Source organism: Ruegeria sp. AN11, assembly GCF_056536005.1.
The window spans coordinates 84,097-100,380 of sequence record NZ_JBQFJD010000001.1; the positions used below are offsets into that span (position 1 = coordinate 84,097).

General features: G+C 59.3%; 15 protein-coding genes. 2 read left to right on the top strand and 13 right to left on the bottom strand.

The window, feature by feature from the left end; all coding sequences use genetic code 11:
- Window positions 1–68 precede the first annotated feature (68 nt).
- The 7 genes from ACR3EQ_RS00480 to ACR3EQ_RS00510 all read right to left on the bottom strand — a co-directional run bounded on the left by ACR3EQ_RS00480 (window position 69) and on the right by ACR3EQ_RS00510 (window position 8,446).
- Entirely contained in the window at window positions 69–1,283 is a 1,215-nt protein-coding gene (locus tag ACR3EQ_RS00480; protein ID WP_170615268.1) for an alpha/beta hydrolase, read from the bottom strand.
- Window positions 1,284–1,529: 246 nt separating this feature from the next.
- Window positions 1,530–3,407: a cobaltochelatase subunit CobT gene (gene cobT / locus ACR3EQ_RS00485; protein ID WP_480489551.1), complete on the bottom strand. Its 1,878-nt coding sequence runs from the start codon at window positions 3,405–3,407 to the stop codon at window positions 1,530–1,532.
- Between the two features lie 121 nt (window positions 3,408–3,528).
- Entirely contained in the window at window positions 3,529–4,515 is a 987-nt protein-coding gene (gene cobS / locus ACR3EQ_RS00490; protein ID WP_170615271.1) for a cobaltochelatase subunit CobS, read from the bottom strand.
- A gap of 180 nt (window positions 4,516–4,695) precedes the next feature.
- Entirely contained in the window at window positions 4,696–5,772 is a 1,077-nt protein-coding gene (locus ACR3EQ_RS00495) for an alginate O-acetyltransferase AlgX-related protein (protein WP_170615273.1), read from the bottom strand.
- 12 nt (window positions 5,773–5,784) lie between these two features.
- Entirely contained in the window at window positions 5,785–7,176 is a 1,392-nt protein-coding gene (locus ACR3EQ_RS00500) for an MBOAT family O-acyltransferase (RefSeq protein WP_480489552.1), read from the bottom strand.
- Between the two features lie 175 nt (window positions 7,177–7,351).
- Window positions 7,352–7,945, bottom strand: a complete 594-nt coding sequence (locus ACR3EQ_RS00505; protein WP_170615275.1) for a dimethylsulfonioproprionate lyase family protein — start codon at window positions 7,943–7,945, stop codon at window positions 7,352–7,354.
- Between the two features lie 81 nt (window positions 7,946–8,026).
- Window positions 8,027–8,446, bottom strand: coding sequence for an Lrp/AsnC family transcriptional regulator (locus tag ACR3EQ_RS00510; RefSeq protein WP_170615277.1), 420 nt, complete (start codon window positions 8,444–8,446; stop codon window positions 8,027–8,029).
- A 137-nt stretch (window positions 8,447–8,583) separates the two neighbouring features.
- Between ACR3EQ_RS00510 and ACR3EQ_RS00515 the strand changes: the two genes are divergently transcribed.
- Window positions 8,584–9,360 carry a carbon-nitrogen hydrolase family protein gene (locus ACR3EQ_RS00515; protein WP_170615279.1) on the top strand — a complete coding sequence of 259 codons (777 nt, stop codon included), beginning with the start codon at window positions 8,584–8,586 and terminating at the stop codon, window positions 9,358–9,360.
- 69 nt (window positions 9,361–9,429) lie between these two features.
- Here ACR3EQ_RS00515 and ACR3EQ_RS00520 read toward each other — a convergent pair whose 3' ends face one another.
- Window positions 9,430–10,056 (bottom strand): J domain-containing protein, encoded by a 627-nt coding sequence (locus ACR3EQ_RS00520; protein ID WP_170615281.1) that lies wholly within the window; start codon window positions 10,054–10,056, stop codon window positions 9,430–9,432.
- Between the two features lie 107 nt (window positions 10,057–10,163).
- On the opposite strand from ACR3EQ_RS00520, the gene ACR3EQ_RS00525 reads away from it, so the two are divergent.
- The gene (locus ACR3EQ_RS00525) at window positions 10,164–10,418 is read left to right on the top strand and encodes a BolA family protein (RefSeq protein WP_170615283.1); all 255 of its coding nucleotides are present in this window, start codon (window positions 10,164–10,166) and stop codon (window positions 10,416–10,418) included.
- A 6-nt stretch (window positions 10,419–10,424) separates the two neighbouring features.
- On the opposite strand, the gene ACR3EQ_RS00530 is transcribed toward ACR3EQ_RS00525, so the two are convergent.
- From ACR3EQ_RS00530 to ACR3EQ_RS00550, 5 genes are all read right to left on the bottom strand, one after another.
- Window positions 10,425–11,324 (bottom strand): hypothetical protein, encoded by a 900-nt coding sequence (locus tag ACR3EQ_RS00530; RefSeq protein WP_480441381.1) that lies wholly within the window; start codon window positions 11,322–11,324, stop codon window positions 10,425–10,427.
- 144 nt (window positions 11,325–11,468) lie between these two features.
- The gene (locus tag ACR3EQ_RS00535) at window positions 11,469–11,903 is read right to left on the bottom strand and encodes a DUF4177 domain-containing protein (protein WP_170615285.1); all 435 of its coding nucleotides are present in this window, start codon (window positions 11,901–11,903) and stop codon (window positions 11,469–11,471) included.
- 81 nt (window positions 11,904–11,984) lie between these two features.
- Window positions 11,985–13,241, bottom strand: a complete 1,257-nt coding sequence (gene pepT, locus ACR3EQ_RS00540) for a peptidase T (protein WP_480489553.1) — start codon at window positions 13,239–13,241, stop codon at window positions 11,985–11,987.
- A 149-nt stretch (window positions 13,242–13,390) separates the two neighbouring features.
- Window positions 13,391–14,902 carry an Asp-tRNA(Asn)/Glu-tRNA(Gln) amidotransferase subunit GatB gene (gatB, locus tag ACR3EQ_RS00545; protein ID WP_170615289.1) on the bottom strand — a complete coding sequence of 504 codons (1,512 nt, stop codon included), beginning with the start codon at window positions 14,900–14,902 and terminating at the stop codon, window positions 13,391–13,393.
- Window positions 14,903–15,000: 98 nt separating this feature from the next.
- Entirely contained in the window at window positions 15,001–16,188 is a 1,188-nt protein-coding gene (locus tag ACR3EQ_RS00550) for a hypothetical protein (protein ID WP_480489554.1), read from the bottom strand.
- Window positions 16,189–16,284: the final 96 nt, after the last annotated feature.

Below are 16,284 nucleotides of genomic sequence, written 5' to 3' on the forward strand. Positions count from 1 at the left end.
TTGCTTTTGTCTTGGTGCGGCGAAAAGTGGGGCGCGCGGCGGCAAATGTCCAGCACATCGCGACGACACTATTCGGTTGCGCCCAGAAAGCCTTTCAGCGTCTCGATGTAAGAGTCGTAAACGTCGTTTCCGGGCAGAGGAATGTGATTGGCGGTTTCCAGAATGACAAGCGAAGCGTCGGGAATACCGGCTGCCAGTTTTCGCGCCTCGGATAAGGGGTGGACGGCGCTGTTGCGCCCATGCAGGACCGGCGTCGGGCATTGCACTTGCGGCAAAAGATGCAGAACTGAGGCGGTATTTCCACTGTCGCGCTGATAAAGTTTCTGTTCGACGGAATAGAGCGTCTGCATCTCGTTCACAATTTCGCGCACGGCTTCCAAAGGTCCCTCGGGAAAGTAGCTCAACAGCGAGCCAACCGCATAACCGCTCCCGGGGTCTTTCCAGCCTTCGATGATCAGGTTGCGGATCGAATCCGGCCCCGCCACACCTTCACGATGATCGCGCCCTTCTGCCCAGCCGCCAACAATCGCCAGCCTGCTGACGTGCGCGGGATATTTCGTGGCGAATTGCAAGGCCGAGAATACGCCGCCGAATTCCGAGACAATGGCAAACCGGTCAAATCCTGCGGCCTGCGTCACCGCCAGAATGTCTTCAGCAACCCCTTCGTAATTGGCCCGGCAGGGGTCGCCCCAATGGGACTGGTGGCTTTTGTTGTAACGCAACATCGTGAACTTTGCGCCCATCGCTTCAAGGTAGGTCCGCTCTGAAGCCAGCCGCCACTCTGCCTCAAGATCATAAACGATGGAACCGACCCTCAGAACCGGAGGGCCTTTTCCGGACATGGCAAAGGCAATCGCCTGACCGTCATGTCCCCGGGCATATCTTAGCCGCTGGGTTCGATGTTCGCCGTTTTGTGCAGGCTCTGAATCACGGCTGACTTCAGCCGCCATCTGCAGGCCACGCCGCACAATTGTCCGGATGATCCGTTGCGTCTTGCCATCATCGCCTACTGCCTTGCGTGCTGCAGCGATGCGGGCGCTTATGGTCGATTCCGAGACAAACCGACCATGCCAGACCCGCTCGATGATCTCTTCGCGTGCAACCAGCTTGCCGGGGCTTTCAACCAGTAACTCCAGCAGATCAAAGACCTGAGGTTCAACCGGAACCGCTTCGCCCCCGCGCAACAGCACGTGGCGGTCAACGTCCAGAATACAATCTGCAAACTCATAGCGCATGGGCTGAATACACTCCGTTTCGATTGGGGCCACAAGGTTCAATGGCATTCCCAAAGGTTTCTCGGGGGTTTCTCAGGATTGTCTTCAAGCGAGAGGGCAGCGCCGTTGCCAAATTAGAGGCAACAAACAGGAGCTTCGGATGATGCCACCCTTCGATATCGCGTTATTGCACCACAAGGCCGTTCGCCACGGGCACATTAATACCCAGCCCCGAATTGCTCCGACAGCCGGATCGTCAATCTGGGGCTGGTTTCTTGGGATGCTATGCCGCCCGGCAGGGCGACGTCAACGGATCTAGCTGGCCCGCTTCATGCCCATGACCCGAGCCCGCGCCCGCGGGTCGCTGTCGAACAGAGCCGCCAGCTGCTCGGTCATGGCACCTGCCAACTGCTCGACATCCGTGATAGTTACGGCCCGGTCATAGTACCGGGTCACGTCATGGCCGATACCGATGGCCAGCAACTCGACCATCTTGCGTTTTTCCACCATCGCAATCACGTCACGCAGGTGTTTTTCCAGATAATTCGAAGGGTTAACGCTCAGAGTTGAATCATCAACCGGCGCACCGTCCGAAATCACCATCAGGATTTTGCGCTGTTCGCGCCGCGCCAGCATCCGGCGATGTGCCCATTCCAGGGCTTCGCCGTCGATGTTTTCCTTCAATAGGCCTTCTTTCATCATCAGACCCAAATTAGGTCGTGCACGACGCCAAGGGGCGTCCGCACCTTTGTAGATGATGTGGCGCAGGTCGTTCAGACGGCCGGGTTGCTGTGGGCGTCCATCGTTCAGCCAGGCCTCACGCGCCTGACCGCCTTTCCATGCCCGTGTGGTAAAGCCCAGAATTTCGACCTTGACGTTGCAGCGCTCCAGCGTCCGCGCCAGAACATCGGCACAGATGGCCGCGATTGAGATTGGACGCCCGCGCATCGAGCCCGAATTGTCCAAAAGCAGCGTCACCACGGTGTCGCGGAACTCGGTATCCTTCTCGACCTTGAAGCTTAGCGGCGTCGTGGGGTTCGCCACCACCCGCGCCAGACGGCCCGCGTCCAGAATGCCTTCCTCGCGGTCAAACTCCCAAGACCGGTTCTGCTGCGCCTGCAACCGGCGCTGCAGCTTGTTGGCCAGGCGCGAAACCGCCCCTTTCAAAGGCTCCAGCTGCTGATCCAGATAGGCCCGCAGCCGCTCCAACTCGGCCGGTTCCGCGAGATCCTCGGCGGCGATCTCCTCGTCATGGGTGCTCAGGTAAACCTTGTAGTCGGGATCCGCTTCAGACGCGGGCGGCGGGGCAGGCGGCTCCAGTGGGGCCTCGCCATCGGGCATCTCGGCCTCTTCGCCCATCTCATCCTCGGCCATCTCGTCCATCGAGACCTGCGCCTGAGACTGATCCTGCTGCTCTTCCTGCGTCTGTTCGGGGGTGGCGTCGGCGTCCTGCTCGTCCTGATCGTCCTGCCCGGTGCTGTCGGGGTCGGGCTGTTCCTCGGCGTCGTCTTCGGCCTGATCTTCCTGCTCGTCGTCCAGCTCGTCCGGGTCCTCGCCCAGCTGGTCGCCATAGCCCAGATCCTTGATCATCTGACGAGCAAACCTTGCGAATTCCGCCTGGTCCGACAGAACCTCTTCAAGGTTCTCCAGCACGCCACCCGCCTGTTCTTCGATGAACCCGCGCCAAAGGTTCATGATGTTCTCGGCCGCCGGCGGCAGATCCCGCCCGGTCGCCAGATGCCGGATCAGATAGCCCGCGGCCACTGCAAGCGGCGCATCTGCAGGCTGTTTGCACTGGTCATATCCGCGCCGGATCGCCTCGTGGCTGATCTTGACATCGATATTGCTGGCAGTCCCGGGCATGTCCCGTGCGCCCATCGCTTCACAACGGGCAACTTCCATCGCCTCATAAAGATCCCGCGCCATATCGCCCGGAGGCGCATAACGCGCATGGGTCGCATCGTCATGATACCGCCGCTGCAGCGCCAGAGCATCCGCCGTGCCGCGCGCCAGCAACACCTCTTCCCGTGTCATGCGACGAGAGACCTGCGGCAATCGCATCGATTCGCCGGACAGGCCCGACGGGTCGACCGTATAGCTGACCGAAAGCTCGGGATCGTCGGCCATCACCTTGGTGGCCTCGGCCAAGGCCTTCTTGAAAGGATCGGCGGGGTTGTCGTTCTTCTGTGCCATGTCCTTAAGCCCTCATCAAAGTGACCAGCCCGGCCTGGAAAACAATAACGGATCCGCCTTCATCTGGCCAAAAATATCCCCGCCGGAGGCATTGCGCCCGAAACGGGCGCAGTTCAGGTGCTTACCCCAGGCTCGCACTCGCCGCGCTCTCGGGCAGTTCCTCGTCGAAACAGCGCTGATAGAACTCGGCCACGGTCTGGCGCTCCAACTCATCGCACTTGTTCAGGAATGACAGGCGGAAAGCGTAACCCACATTGCGGAAAATCTCAGCGTTCTGGGCCCAGTTGATCACGGTCCGCGGGCTCATCACCGTGGACAGATCGCCATTCATGAAGGCCGTCCGGGTTAGGTCAGCAACGGTCACCATCTGGCTGACGGTCTTGCGGCCCTCGGCGGTGTTGTAGTGCGGTGCCTTTGACAGCACGATCATCGTTTCGGCATCATGGCTCAGATAGTTCAGGGTCGAAACCAGCGACCAGCGATCCATCTGCGCCTGGTTGATCTGTTGCGTGCCGTGATAAAGGCCGGTGGTATCGCCAAGACCCACGGTGTTGGCGGTCGCGAACAGGCGGAAGTTCGGGTTCGGTGTGATGATCTCGTTCTGGTCCAGCAGGGTCAGCTTGCCGTCATGTTCCAGAACACGCTGGATCACGAACATCACGTCGGCACGGCCCGCATCATATTCGTCGAAGACAATGGCGACGGGGTTGCGCAGCGCCCAGGGCAGGATGCCTTCGTGGAATTCGGTCACCTGTTTGCCGTCGCGCAGCTTGATCGCGTCCTTGCCGATCAGGTCGATCCGGCTGATGTGGCTGTCCAGGTTCACACGTACGGCAGGCCAGTTCAGACGCGCGGCGACCTGTTCGATATGGGTCGATTTCCCGGTGCCGTGATAACCTTGGATCATCACGCGGCGATTGTGCGAAAAACCCGCCAGGATCGCCAGCGTGGTTTCGGGGTCGAACTTGTAGGTCGGGTCGATTACCGGAACGCGGTCGCTGCGCTCGGCGAACCCCTTGACCGCCATATTGCTGTCAATTCCAAATACGTCACGGACCGAGATGTCTTCGGTTGGTTTTGCGTTGATATCGATCGATCCGTCAGCCATGCGCCTTGTCCTTATCCTTTGCCCCGCTCTCCGGGTTTGAACCCGTGTGTGGTGCAACATATTGCGGACAAGGGCAAGGGAAAGCCGCCCGTTCCTTTAGCTGGCCGGATGTTTCTTTGAAACTGACCATAAATCGTTGGTATCGCAATCCGGCGGCCCGTATCCGGCGGGCCTTTCAACCTATTGCAGGTGCAGGCGAGGCTCGAACAAGTTTCGTTCGACAAGTTGGATAATGACCACATCGGGCTGCAGGCGATCGATCTGTCCCGCCATGTCTCGATCTAAAAGATCCTGCCATTGTACCTTGTGAACGATCCGGAACGTGCGGCGATAAAGCGCGATGTTCGCCTCGCAGAATGAATCGCAGATTAGCAACGCGGTGCCGGGATTTATGGCGGCAGGCGCAAATGTCGTCTCAAAACCCCCTCCGTCGCCGGCTTCTGCCGTACAGATGTCAGGTACGATTCCGATGAACGGAGTTGCACCTGCGCAGACCACCAAATTCTCAAATCCGATTGCATAGTCCGTTTCATGGCGGTGGCCCAGCAAATCCCGAACTTTCAGCAGATTGGCCAGATCACCCGATGTGTGTTCCAGTTCCTCTGCCGTGTAGGCAATCGGATCATAGTAGGGCCCAAGGGCCTCCAAAGTCGCTTCATACCTTCGCGCGGCCCCCAGGTTTGTCCAATGCGTATCGGTTTTCAGGTAGGCCTGAGCGGTGGCCTTCAGTCCCGTCATCAGGGTGCGCAAATCCAGCAGCGGCAGATTTTGTTCACGCGCGGCCTCAATAAACATGTCCGTGCCGGTAATGTCCGCTGGTGCCACTTCGGGCGGCAGAAATTCCGGATAGATCGTATGCTTGTTCGGCGCGATCACAAGCAGGAAATCCGAACCCCGCGCCTGCAGCCCGTCCGAGAACTGCCGCAGATGATCCGCCCAGCCCGCAACATCTCTGGCATCGGGCATCTTCCGGCCCGACGTTCTGTCGAGCACACGATTGTGACCGTTGCCCAGAAACAGATAGCCCGATTGCCCGATCACCACCTGATCGGTGTTAAGTGAGACGCCGCAGCAGGACCACAACCCTAGCGCCAGCATGCCTTCGGCATTGTTCACGGACCATAATGCGCGACGGTCCTCCGGCACAAGCGGCCCGTCCTGCACCTGCAGGCGCGCCAACAGAGTGGTGATGGGCAGAAACAGGAACACAACCGCCGCGATGGCGCTGACCAGAAGGAAACGATTGCGGTACATCATCCGGCCCGTTCCTCAGAAGTTGAAATAAAGGAAAACGTCGCTGCGCGTGGCCAGCATCGCCGTACAGGCGGTGCCAAAGGCCATTCCGGCGAAAACGGTTTTCCATTGCGGGTTGAGGTTGCGCACAAACTGGTTCGTGTTGGGCAGGGCCAGCGCCACGAAGAACGCGGCAAGAATGGCAACCGCCGCAGTGTCGCTGTCGATGATCGCCACATGGCTGCTACCGGAGTTCGATGCACCCTGGCCAAACATTGTTCGAAGAATGCTGTTGGCCTGCGCCACGCTGTCGGCCCGGAAATAGACCCAGGCGCAATGCACGATCAAAAAGGTAATTGCCCAGCGGGCCGGATTCGGCAGGCGGACCTTCAGCCGGGCCAGATAGCGCTCGGCCACCAGAACAGCGCCGTGAACGGCACCCCAGATCACAAAGGTCCAGCCTGCGCCGTGCCAGATACCGCCAAGCAGAAAGGTTGTAAACAGGTTTGCCGACACCCGCGCGGACGACCGGCAGCCGCCGCCCAGCGGGATATAGACATAGTCGCGCAGAAAACTCGACAGCGTCATGTGCCACCTGCGCCAGAAATCCTGAACCGACAGGGATTTGTAGGGCGAGTTAAAGTTCTGCGGCAGGCGGATGCCGAACATCCGCGCTGCACCGATGGCCATATCTGTATAACCGCTGAAGTCGAAATACAGCTGGAAGGTGTAGGACAATGTCGCAATCCAGGTGTCCAGAACGGTCAGGTTGGCGTAATCGGCAAAACCCTGATCTGCATAGACCGCCAGTTGATCTGCGATGACCAGTTTCTTGAACAGCCCGATGCCAAAGATCACTATCCCGACATACAGGTTTTTCCATCGCAAGATCCCGATCGAAGGCGATTTGAACTGCGGCATCATCTCATGGTGATGCACGATGGGTCCCGCGATGAGCTGCGGGAAGAAGGTGACAAACACCAGATAGTTCAGAAACCGCGTCGGCCGCGCGATCCGCTTGTAGCTGTCCACCAGAAATGCGATTTGCTGAAAAGTGAAAAAGGAGATCGCCAGCGGCAACGCGATGCTCAGCGGCTGGATGAAGGACCCCGTGACGTCATTCAGGATACCGACGGCAAATCCAAGGTATTTGAAGAACCCAAGCAGACCAAGGTTGAACAGTATGCCCGCGACAAGCAGCCCCCGCGCCGCGCCGTCCTGCCCCTGCGCCGCCATCTTGTGCCGAATGGCCCGGGCCACAAGAAAGTTGACGCAGACCGATCCCAAGAGAATTGGCAGGTAATCCAGCCGCCAATAGGCATAGAAAAACAGCGAACAAGCCGCGATCCACAAGAGTTTCACATCCGCATTGCGCAGTCTTGCGGCTGCGTAGAACCCAAGAAGGCTCAGAGGCAGAAAAACAAACACAAACGGAACTGAATAGCATCTCAGCCTTTCAAAAGCGGCGGGTCACGACCTACTGCCTCAGTCCCGAAGCGCTTTCAAGCGAGGAGTTGCCCCACACCCGGTTTGCCCAAGCCCGATGCGCCAGAAAACCGAAGCCTCTGGCCGGAACCCTGCGCGTGATCAAGCCACACGGCTATCACTTCGAAGGCGTCAGAACAGGCGGTGTGTCGAACCCGTTTCGCCACGCGACAAGGCACAGGACCGGCGCGTCCAATGTCTCCATCGCGTGTGGCTGGTTGCTTTGATGCAGTACAGTACCGCCTTCGCGCAGGGTTTCGTCGGAGCATCCCCGCCGCTTGAAAACAGCCGACCCGGACACGACCAAATATGCCTCTTCCCCCGGATGATGGTGCCATGGATAATACAGCCCGGCTGGCATATGGACGATCCACAGCCACAACTGCCGCGAGGTGAATGGCCCGCCTTTGCCGATGATGGAATAGCATCCGAAATTTTGCAGGAACCGGTCCCCGATATTGGTGCCCTTGTAGGTTTCGCGCCAGACAGCCGCCGGACCGGCGGCAACGATGGCATCCTGCAGATCGGCATAGTTTTGGGATGACAAACCGGTTTCGTTGCGCAGAGCGTCACCGCAGGGGCGGTGTAATGGCGTGATCGGCTGCCGCTCGACGTCATCCGGAAACGCCGCAAAGGCCGTCAATTCACGATTGCCGCGATAGGCGTCGCGCGCAAGGCGCAGAAGTTTGTCGTAAAGGTGATCGTTGCCCATGCGGTGATCAGACGATCGAATCGGACCTTTAGGCTTGTCCACCTGCGACATCGGACAGGTATTTCGCTGCGGGCATTTGCTTCATTTGAAGTGATTAAGGCGGATGCAGCTGTTGGTTTCGGCCACCATCGGCATGCGGCGGATATCCATCAGGACCGTATCCAGACGCTGATGCGAGGAGGTGCGCAATTCCAGAACCAGATCGAACACACCGTTCACGGAGCCAAGCGACTGAACTTCGGGAATTCTCCTGAGTTGGTCGATGATCCGTCTGCTGTCCCCCGGTGCCAGCTTCAAAAGCACAAGTGCATCGACCAGCGCGTTTTCAACCTTGCCCCCAAGTTCCACCGTAAACCGCGCGATCGTGCCGTTCGCCTTCAGCTTGTCGATCCTGTTCTGAATTGTGGCCCGCGACACACCCAATTCGCGTGCCAGTTCGGCGGCCGAACGTCGGGCATCCCCGCTCAGAAGGCGCAGCAGTTCCCGATCGATATTGTCCATGCCTTGTGTTCGCTTTCGTCAAAATGGCTGTCAAATCGTTAAAGATCTATCGAAACGATACCATTCCCTGGCTGTTACGCCAATTCCGGTGCAGTCATGCTGATCCGCAATATCAACCATGTCCAAGGACCGCAGCCGTGAAAGTCACCGTTTGCCAACTCGACCCGCGCCCATCACAACTGGACCAGTACCTGTCGGGTCTGGCCGATCATGTCCAAGCTGCCGGAACAGATTTTTTGCTGCTGCCCGAGATGTGTTTTTTCGACTGGTTGGCGCATGACGCAACGCCGGATGCCGGGCGCTGGGCTGCCTCCGTTGCGGCGCATGACGACAGGATTTCGCAGCTTTCGAAACTGGGCGTTCGCGGCGCGATGGGAACCCGCCCGATTGTCAACGCCGCCGGCAGTCGCCGCAATCAGGCCTATGTCTGGACCGCTGAAACCGACAACGCAGCGCCGGTGCACGAGAAATACTATTTGCCGGATGAACCGGGTTATCATGAGCACAGCTGGTATGATCGCGGACCCAAGAGCTTTGATCTGGCCCGTGTTCTGGGGATGCGCGTCGGCGTCCAGATCTGTACCGAGATGTGGTTCTTTGAATGGGCCCGCCACTATGCGGCCTCGCGTGCCGATCTGTTGTGCGTGCCGCGTGCGACGCCGCACGGCTCTGTCGAAAAATGGCTGGCCGGCGGTCAGGCCTCGGCCGTGTGTTCCGGTGCTTATTGCCTGTCGTCCAACCTGTGGGCCCCTGTCGGAGATGCCCCCGACGCAGGCGGTCTGGCTTGGGTGATCGACCCCGAAGGGAACGTGCTGGCCACCACCGACCCTGACAATCCCTTTGCCACGGTCGAGATCGATCTGGACTTTGCCGCGCAAAGCAAATCGACCTATCCGCGCTACGTTCCGGAATGATTGTTTGACGCGCCAGATCCGTTCTGGTCCTGCTGTCATTGTTTGCGGCAGGGCCAACCGGATGCCGGTCTATTTGAAGTTCCGGCTGTCCTTGATCTGATCCCAGGCCCAGACAACCTCCTGCAGTTGCTCTTCCTGACTGCGGTCGCCGCCGTTCATATCCGGGTGCAGCACCTTGATCAGTTTCTTGTACGCCTTGCGCACCTCGGCCTTTGACCAGCTGTCATTGGCTTCCAGAATCTCGATTGCACGGCGCTCGGTCGGGGGCAGGCGGCGCCCGCCGCCACCTGATGTACGGCCCTTGTTCTGTGTACCGTTGGCGCCCAGCACCTGGTGGGGATCCTCGATGCCCAGCCGGGCCCAGGCGCGCGCCTCGGGGTCGCCCATGGGTTTGGTCTCACGCTCCCACACCTTGTCCTTGGACCGCTGCGCGTTCAGTTCGGCCTCGGTGGTGCCGTCGAAGAAATTCCACTTCTGATTATACTCGCGCACGTGCTGCTGGCAGAACCAGAAGAAGTCATCCAGAACGTCCGGCGCTTTTGGCGCCCGAAACTTGCCGGCCTCTTCACAACCCTCGTGATCGCAGATTCGCATCGAGGTCTCAGACGCACCCGACATGCCCCGACGCCCGCGCGGGTTCTTTTTCTTGGCGCTGGAAACGGACATATCGAATCCGAATGGGTCTGATTTCGTCATGCTCTGATCCTTACGAACACATCTTTTCGACTCGGAGGCAGCAGTTTAGTCTAAGCAGCCGAAAGTAGAAGAGGGGGGCGGCAAAAATTTTGCCGATGAGCATAAAAATGAGCGTGACCGAAGAAATCCGATCCCGCCTGCAGGCCGCGTTTGACCCGCGCGAGCTTGAAGTGGTTGATGACAGCGAAAGCCACCGGGGCCATGCCGGATACCAGGACGGGGGCGAGAGCCACTTCAACGTCCGCATCCGCGCAGGCGCGTTTGAAGGCCAATCCCGCGTTGCCCGCCACCGCGCTGTGCACAAGGCGCTGGGCGATGTGGTTCCGCGCATTCACGCGCTGGCTTTGGATATCGGTGTCTGATCGCGCTTAGAACCGCAGCCGGAAGGCGAGACCGACCAGAGGGGCCGTGTCATAGTTCTGACGGCTGATTTCGTTACCGTTCTCGTCCTCCAGCGTCAGTCGACCGTCGAACTCGGCCCCTGCAAAGACGGTTACTGACACGCCGGGATTCGGGTCATAGCTGAGGGACGCAACCACCGGGATGCTCTGATCTTCACCAATCCCGCTTGGAGCCAGCCCGTTGTCGTCTAGCCGGAAGCGGATTTTCTCGGAACGTGCCGAAAGCGAGAGGCTGAAAACTTCATTCACCGCATAGCTCAATGTCAGCCCCGGCCCTCGCGTAGCTCCGATTCCGGATCCGGTGTTCAAGTTCCAGCGATCATTGATGTCCCAATCCACCAACAACGCGGGAAAGACATCCACACCGCTATCTTCCAGTTGCGAGAAGGCCCCAAATGCCGGGCCGATGGTCAAGCTTTCGCTCATCTGCCATGCGACGCCCGCAAAAACACCATATGTGCGCCCATCCGAAGATGCGGCACCTCGTTGGTAGTCCCATCTGATCTGAGGCGATACGAACACGCTGGCCCGTCGCCCGGCCTGAAACCGAAGCGGGGTTGAAACTCGGATGTCGCGGATATCGTTCCACGGCTGGTTGTCCGCTGCGCTGAAATCGTAATCCAGTTGCCCGAAACTTACCGAAACACCAAGCGAAGTACCGCTGTCAAAATTATACAAACCCGTAGCCCGCAGGAACGACCGCGTCGCGCTGAAGTCGCCGCCCTGATCCAGATCGGCGCTGCCCTGATAGGCGGCCAGCCCGTCGATCTGGCTGACCCAGCCTAACCGTTGTTGTGCGACGGCGGGCAACGCGAACTGGCATGCGATGGCGGCAAAAAGACAAAGATAAGCTTTGCGGGGTTTCATCGCAGCACGGGGTCCTTCTGGGTGTCAAAAAAATATCTCCTAACGATACGACCGAAACCCTGAATCGGATGACCGTCTCAGTCCTGTCGGTCAAATCCGTGCCATCAAAAACACACCATTCGAACCGTCTGGTCTTGATGCTTGTTACTTGGAATCTTCGTCGGCTTTTTCGCCGGGTTGCAAGGTCAGGGGCGGCTCATCAACCTCGGCTGAAATAGGTCCCGGGGCCTGAACCGCATCCGGCTCGGGCGCCTTCACCTTATCCGGTCCCGGGATCGGGTGGGCCAGCGGAACGCCTTCGGGGGTCTCCGTCGGGCTCGGGACGGGAACCGGGGCGACCTCAGCCTCGAACGCGCGGCGGAACACCAGCACATTGCGCCAGTGGGTCGTCGATCCGGTCAGGCCCGAGCGTTCCTCGCTGGGCAGCAACTCGGCGCGCTGGTATTCCCAGCCGTCCTGACCCATCTGGTTCAGCAATTGTTCGACCGAATTGGCAAACCGCCCCTCGGGCGTTTTCACGCCCTTGGCCTTGGTGCCTTTTTGCGGGGCGGGGACAACCTTGTATTCGTAGCGCTGCATCAACCGTTCCTGAAATGCCTGTGGCGGACAGGTTATCACGTTGACCGCCGGGCGAAAGAGACGTCGACCCGATGCCTGATTTTACCCGCCACTGTTGCCCGGTTTCTGCGCTGCCCTGGTCGCCACGGACAGGCACAACTCGGTCGCGACGGCCATGTCCTGCACCGAAATCCATTCCAGCGGGCCGTGAATGCACTGCATCCCGGTAAAGATATTGGGGCATGGGGTGCCGAACTCGGTCAGGCGCGACCCGTCAGTGCCGCCCCGGATCGGAACAGATACAGGCTCGATCCCCATGTCGCGGCAGGCGTCGCGCGCCAGATCAACCGGGGTCATGTCCTTTTCCAGCCAATAGCGCATGTTGCGGTATTGCGGATAAATCTCGCACCTGATCACCGCGCGTGGCTCCGTGGCTTGCACGGCGGCGCAGACCTGTCGCACCAGATCGCCCTGCGCCTGCAATGCGTCCAGCTCGAAGTCGCGCAGGATCAGCTTGATCTCCATCTCGGAGGAGCCGCCATTCATATCGGTAATGTGAATGAACCCTTCGCGGTCATCTGTGACCTCGGGCGTCATCGTCGCCTGCGGCAAAGTCTGCACGATCTTAGCTGCCAGATGGGCTGCGTTGACCATTTTTCCCTTCGCAAGCCCGGGGTGGATCGAGACGCCCTCGATCCGGATCACGGCACGGTCGGCCGAAAAGCTTTCATATTCGATTTCGCCAACTTCCTGACCATCCAGAGTGTATGCGAAATCAGCGCCCAGATCCTTGGGTAGTTGTTCGGTAACACCGCGCCCGATCTCTTCATCGGGGGTAAAGGCGATGCGGATCGGCCCGTGCGGAATATCAGGATTTTCAACCAGATGCCGCGCCATGGTCATCAGGATCGAGACACCCGCCTTGTCATCCGCGCCCAGCAACGTGGTGCCCGATGCAGTAATCAGATCGTGCCCGATCTTTTCGGCGAGATAGGGGTGCTCCTCCGGCGACAGGACCAGATCGGGGTCGTCGGGAAAGGTGATCTCGCCACCATTGTACCCCTTGATCACGCGCGGCTTGACGCCGGTGGCATTGAACTGCGGGGCGGTGTCGACATGGGCCAGAAACCCGATCGTGGGGCCGGGAAGAGTTCCGGGGATAGTGGCGACAACAACGCTGTCACCTGTTAATTCAACATCCTGCGCGCCGATTTCGGTCAGTTCCTGGCGTAGCAGGTTCAGCATGTTCAGCTGGATGTCCGAACTTGGGGTCGAGGGCGACGTCTCATCGCTCTGACTGTCGATCGCCGCATACCGGACCAGCCGGTCCTCGAGTTCCTGATCAAATCTTTTCTGCATGTTACCTCACCTCTCTTGCCCGGAAGAAAGGGTGCAATCCGGCGGGGAGTCAAGCAGATGCTCAGCCCGAAATCGGGGCTGAGCGGTTAACTTTTCGTTATGTACAAAATGCACACCGTGGGCCGTGCGCGACGTGCAAACCCGAAGATTTACGAACCCAGCTTTTTGTTGACCAATTCGTTGACGGCCTTCGGGTTGGCCTTGCCACCGGTCGCCTTCATCACCTGACCGACAAACCATCCGGCCAGTTTCGGGTTCACTTTGGCCTTTTCGACCTGCGCTGGGTTGGCGGCGATGATCTGGTCCAGAGCCGTTTCAATCGCGCCGGTATCTGTCACCTGTTTCATGCCGCGTTCTTCGACAATCTGTGCCGGGTCACCGCCTTCGGTATAGACGATTTCAAACAGGTCCTTGGCGATTTTGCCCGAGATGGCGTCCGACGAAATCAGGTCGATGATACCGCCCAGCTGCGCTGGCGAAACCGGCGACTCGGTGATGTCGTGATCTTCTTTCTTCAATCGGCCGAACAGCTCGTTGATGACCCAGTTCGCGGCCAGTTTACCGCTGCGTCCCTTGGCGACTTCTTCGAAATACGCTGCCGATTCCACCTCGGCAGTCAGCACCGAGGCGTCATAATCAGTCAGCCCGAACTCGCTGATAAAGCGCGCTTTTTTGCCGTCCGGCAGTTCCGGCAGATTGGCGGCTATATCATCCACCCACGCCTGCTCGATCTCAAGCGGCAGCAGGTCGGGGTCCGGGAAATAGCGGTAATCATGCGCTTCTTCCTTGGACCGCATCGAGCGGGTCTCACCCTTGTCCGGGTCATACAGGCGGGTTTCCTGATCGATCTTGCCACCGGCCTCAACAATTGCGATCTGACGGCGGGCTTCGACCTCAATCGCCTGCTGGATAAAGCGCATCGAGTTCATGTTCTTGATCTCGCACCGTGTGCCCAGATGCGAGAAGTCCTGCGTTTCCTGATACTTCTCATACGCGCCCGGCAAGCAGATCGAGACGTTTACGTCCGCCCGCAGGTTGCCGTTCTGCATGTTGCCGTCGCAGGTACCCAGATAGCGCATGATCTGGCGCAGCTTGGCGATGTAAGCAGCGGCTTCTTCGGGGCCACGGATGTCGGGACGCGACACGATTTCCATCAGGCAAACGCCGGTCCGGTTCAGATCGACGAAGGACATATGCGGGTCCATGTCGTGGATCGATTTGCCCGCGTCCTGCTCCATGTGGATACGTTCGATCCGCACCTTGCGTGCGGTGCCGTCACCCATCTCGACCAGCACTTCGCCCTCACCCACAATCGGATGATAAAGCTGGGAAATCTGGTATCCCTGCGGCAGATCGGGGTAGAAATAGTTCTTGCGGTCAAAGGCCGATTTCAGATTGATGTCTGCCTTCAGGCCCAGCCCGGTCCGCACCGCCTGTTCCACGCAATACTCGTTGATCACCGGCAGCATGCCCGGCATTGCCGCGTCCACGAAAGCAACGTTTGCGTTCGGTTCAGCCCCGAATTTTGTCGACGCGCCCGAAAACAGTTTGGCATTGGACGAGACCTGCGCATGCACTTCCATCCCGATTACCAGTTCCCAGTCGTGCTTGGCCCCGGCAATGGTCTTGGGTTTGGGCATTTCGTATGTCAGGTCGAGCATGGCGCGCCTCATATCCGCAGAAGTCTAGGCCAGCGTATTAGGCCCGGCACGTCAGAGGAGCAAGGGGGAATGGCTGTGATTTCCAGTCTTTTGCCGGTTCAGTTCCGTGAAAGTTGCAGGCCCGACGAGGTAAATGTCACGTCCTTGCCGCTGTTGAGTTCCTCGCGAAACAGATCGGCGATGGCCCGCAATGCGTCCCGGTGCCCGCGCGCGGCGAACCGCTCGGGCGAAGGTACGCGGACCGAATTGTTGAACCCGGCGGCCGCATGGGCCCAGATCAGCGGATGCAGTTCGGTCAGATGATCGCGGATCAGCCAGTTTGCCGCCTCGCGCAGTTGCGAGCGGACAAGATCGGCTTTTTCGTTCAGGCCCACGCCGTTTTGCACGGTAATGGCGCAATAGGCCGACAGCATGTTGATGGTCTGCTGGTCCGGACGACGCTCCAAGATGTCGTGCAGCCCCTCCAGGAAGAACTCGATATCGACCCGAGCGCAGGCTTCCTCATCCAAGGCAATCGCATCGAATTGGACCCAGGTATATCCCCCGGCGCCCCATATTTTTTGCGTTCTGGCGGCGTTGCGCAGGGCCTGAACCTCAAGCTCTTCATAGCTGCCAAACCAGCGCGGCAGCAGATGGCTGCCCATGGCGCGCATGTGACGCTGGTTTTCGGGGTCCAGCGCGATCAGCCGCTCGTACTCGTCCGCTACCCGAACCGACGTGCGGCGTTGACCGGCCAGCAGGGCGCAGCCTGCGGCAGCAACCAACGGGCTGTCTGGCAACGCGGCCTTGCACTTGGGCAGAATAGCCGCCGCCCGGTCAAAATGCGCTGCGCAGCGCGACCGGTGCAGCGGTGGCAAGATCGCATCCAGCGCCGCTCCCCGCCATGCCCAGGCAAGATCGATATGTGCCAGTGCAACGATCAGGGCTATCATCGGGTTGCCGGGGTGTTCCTGCATCACGTCTTCCAGATCGGCGACGCCTCCTAGCAGATCATAGTCTGACAGGGCCTTGCCATCCGACAATGCATGTTCAGCGGCCAGAACCACATCCGAGCGTGCACCGAATGCCAGCAAATCAGCAATCGGCAACCCGTCGGGCGCGGTGTCGCGCGCTGCATCAGCTGCCCGCATTTCCGCGGACAGATCTTCCCACCGATCCTGCCGGGCCAGGTGACGGCCGCGTTCAATAGTGGTGCGTCCCACGAAGTCGCCAGCGTTTAGTTGTGCAACGGGAATGTTAAGCTGCCCCTGATCAGGCAGAACGGCGGCAACAGCATCTGCTGCCACCTTGTTTGGCGGCGCAATTTGCCGGGAAGGATTTGTGAAACGGGCAAGATGAGCCCTGAATGACCTGAACATGGCGAAACTCGGAACTGTAACAAA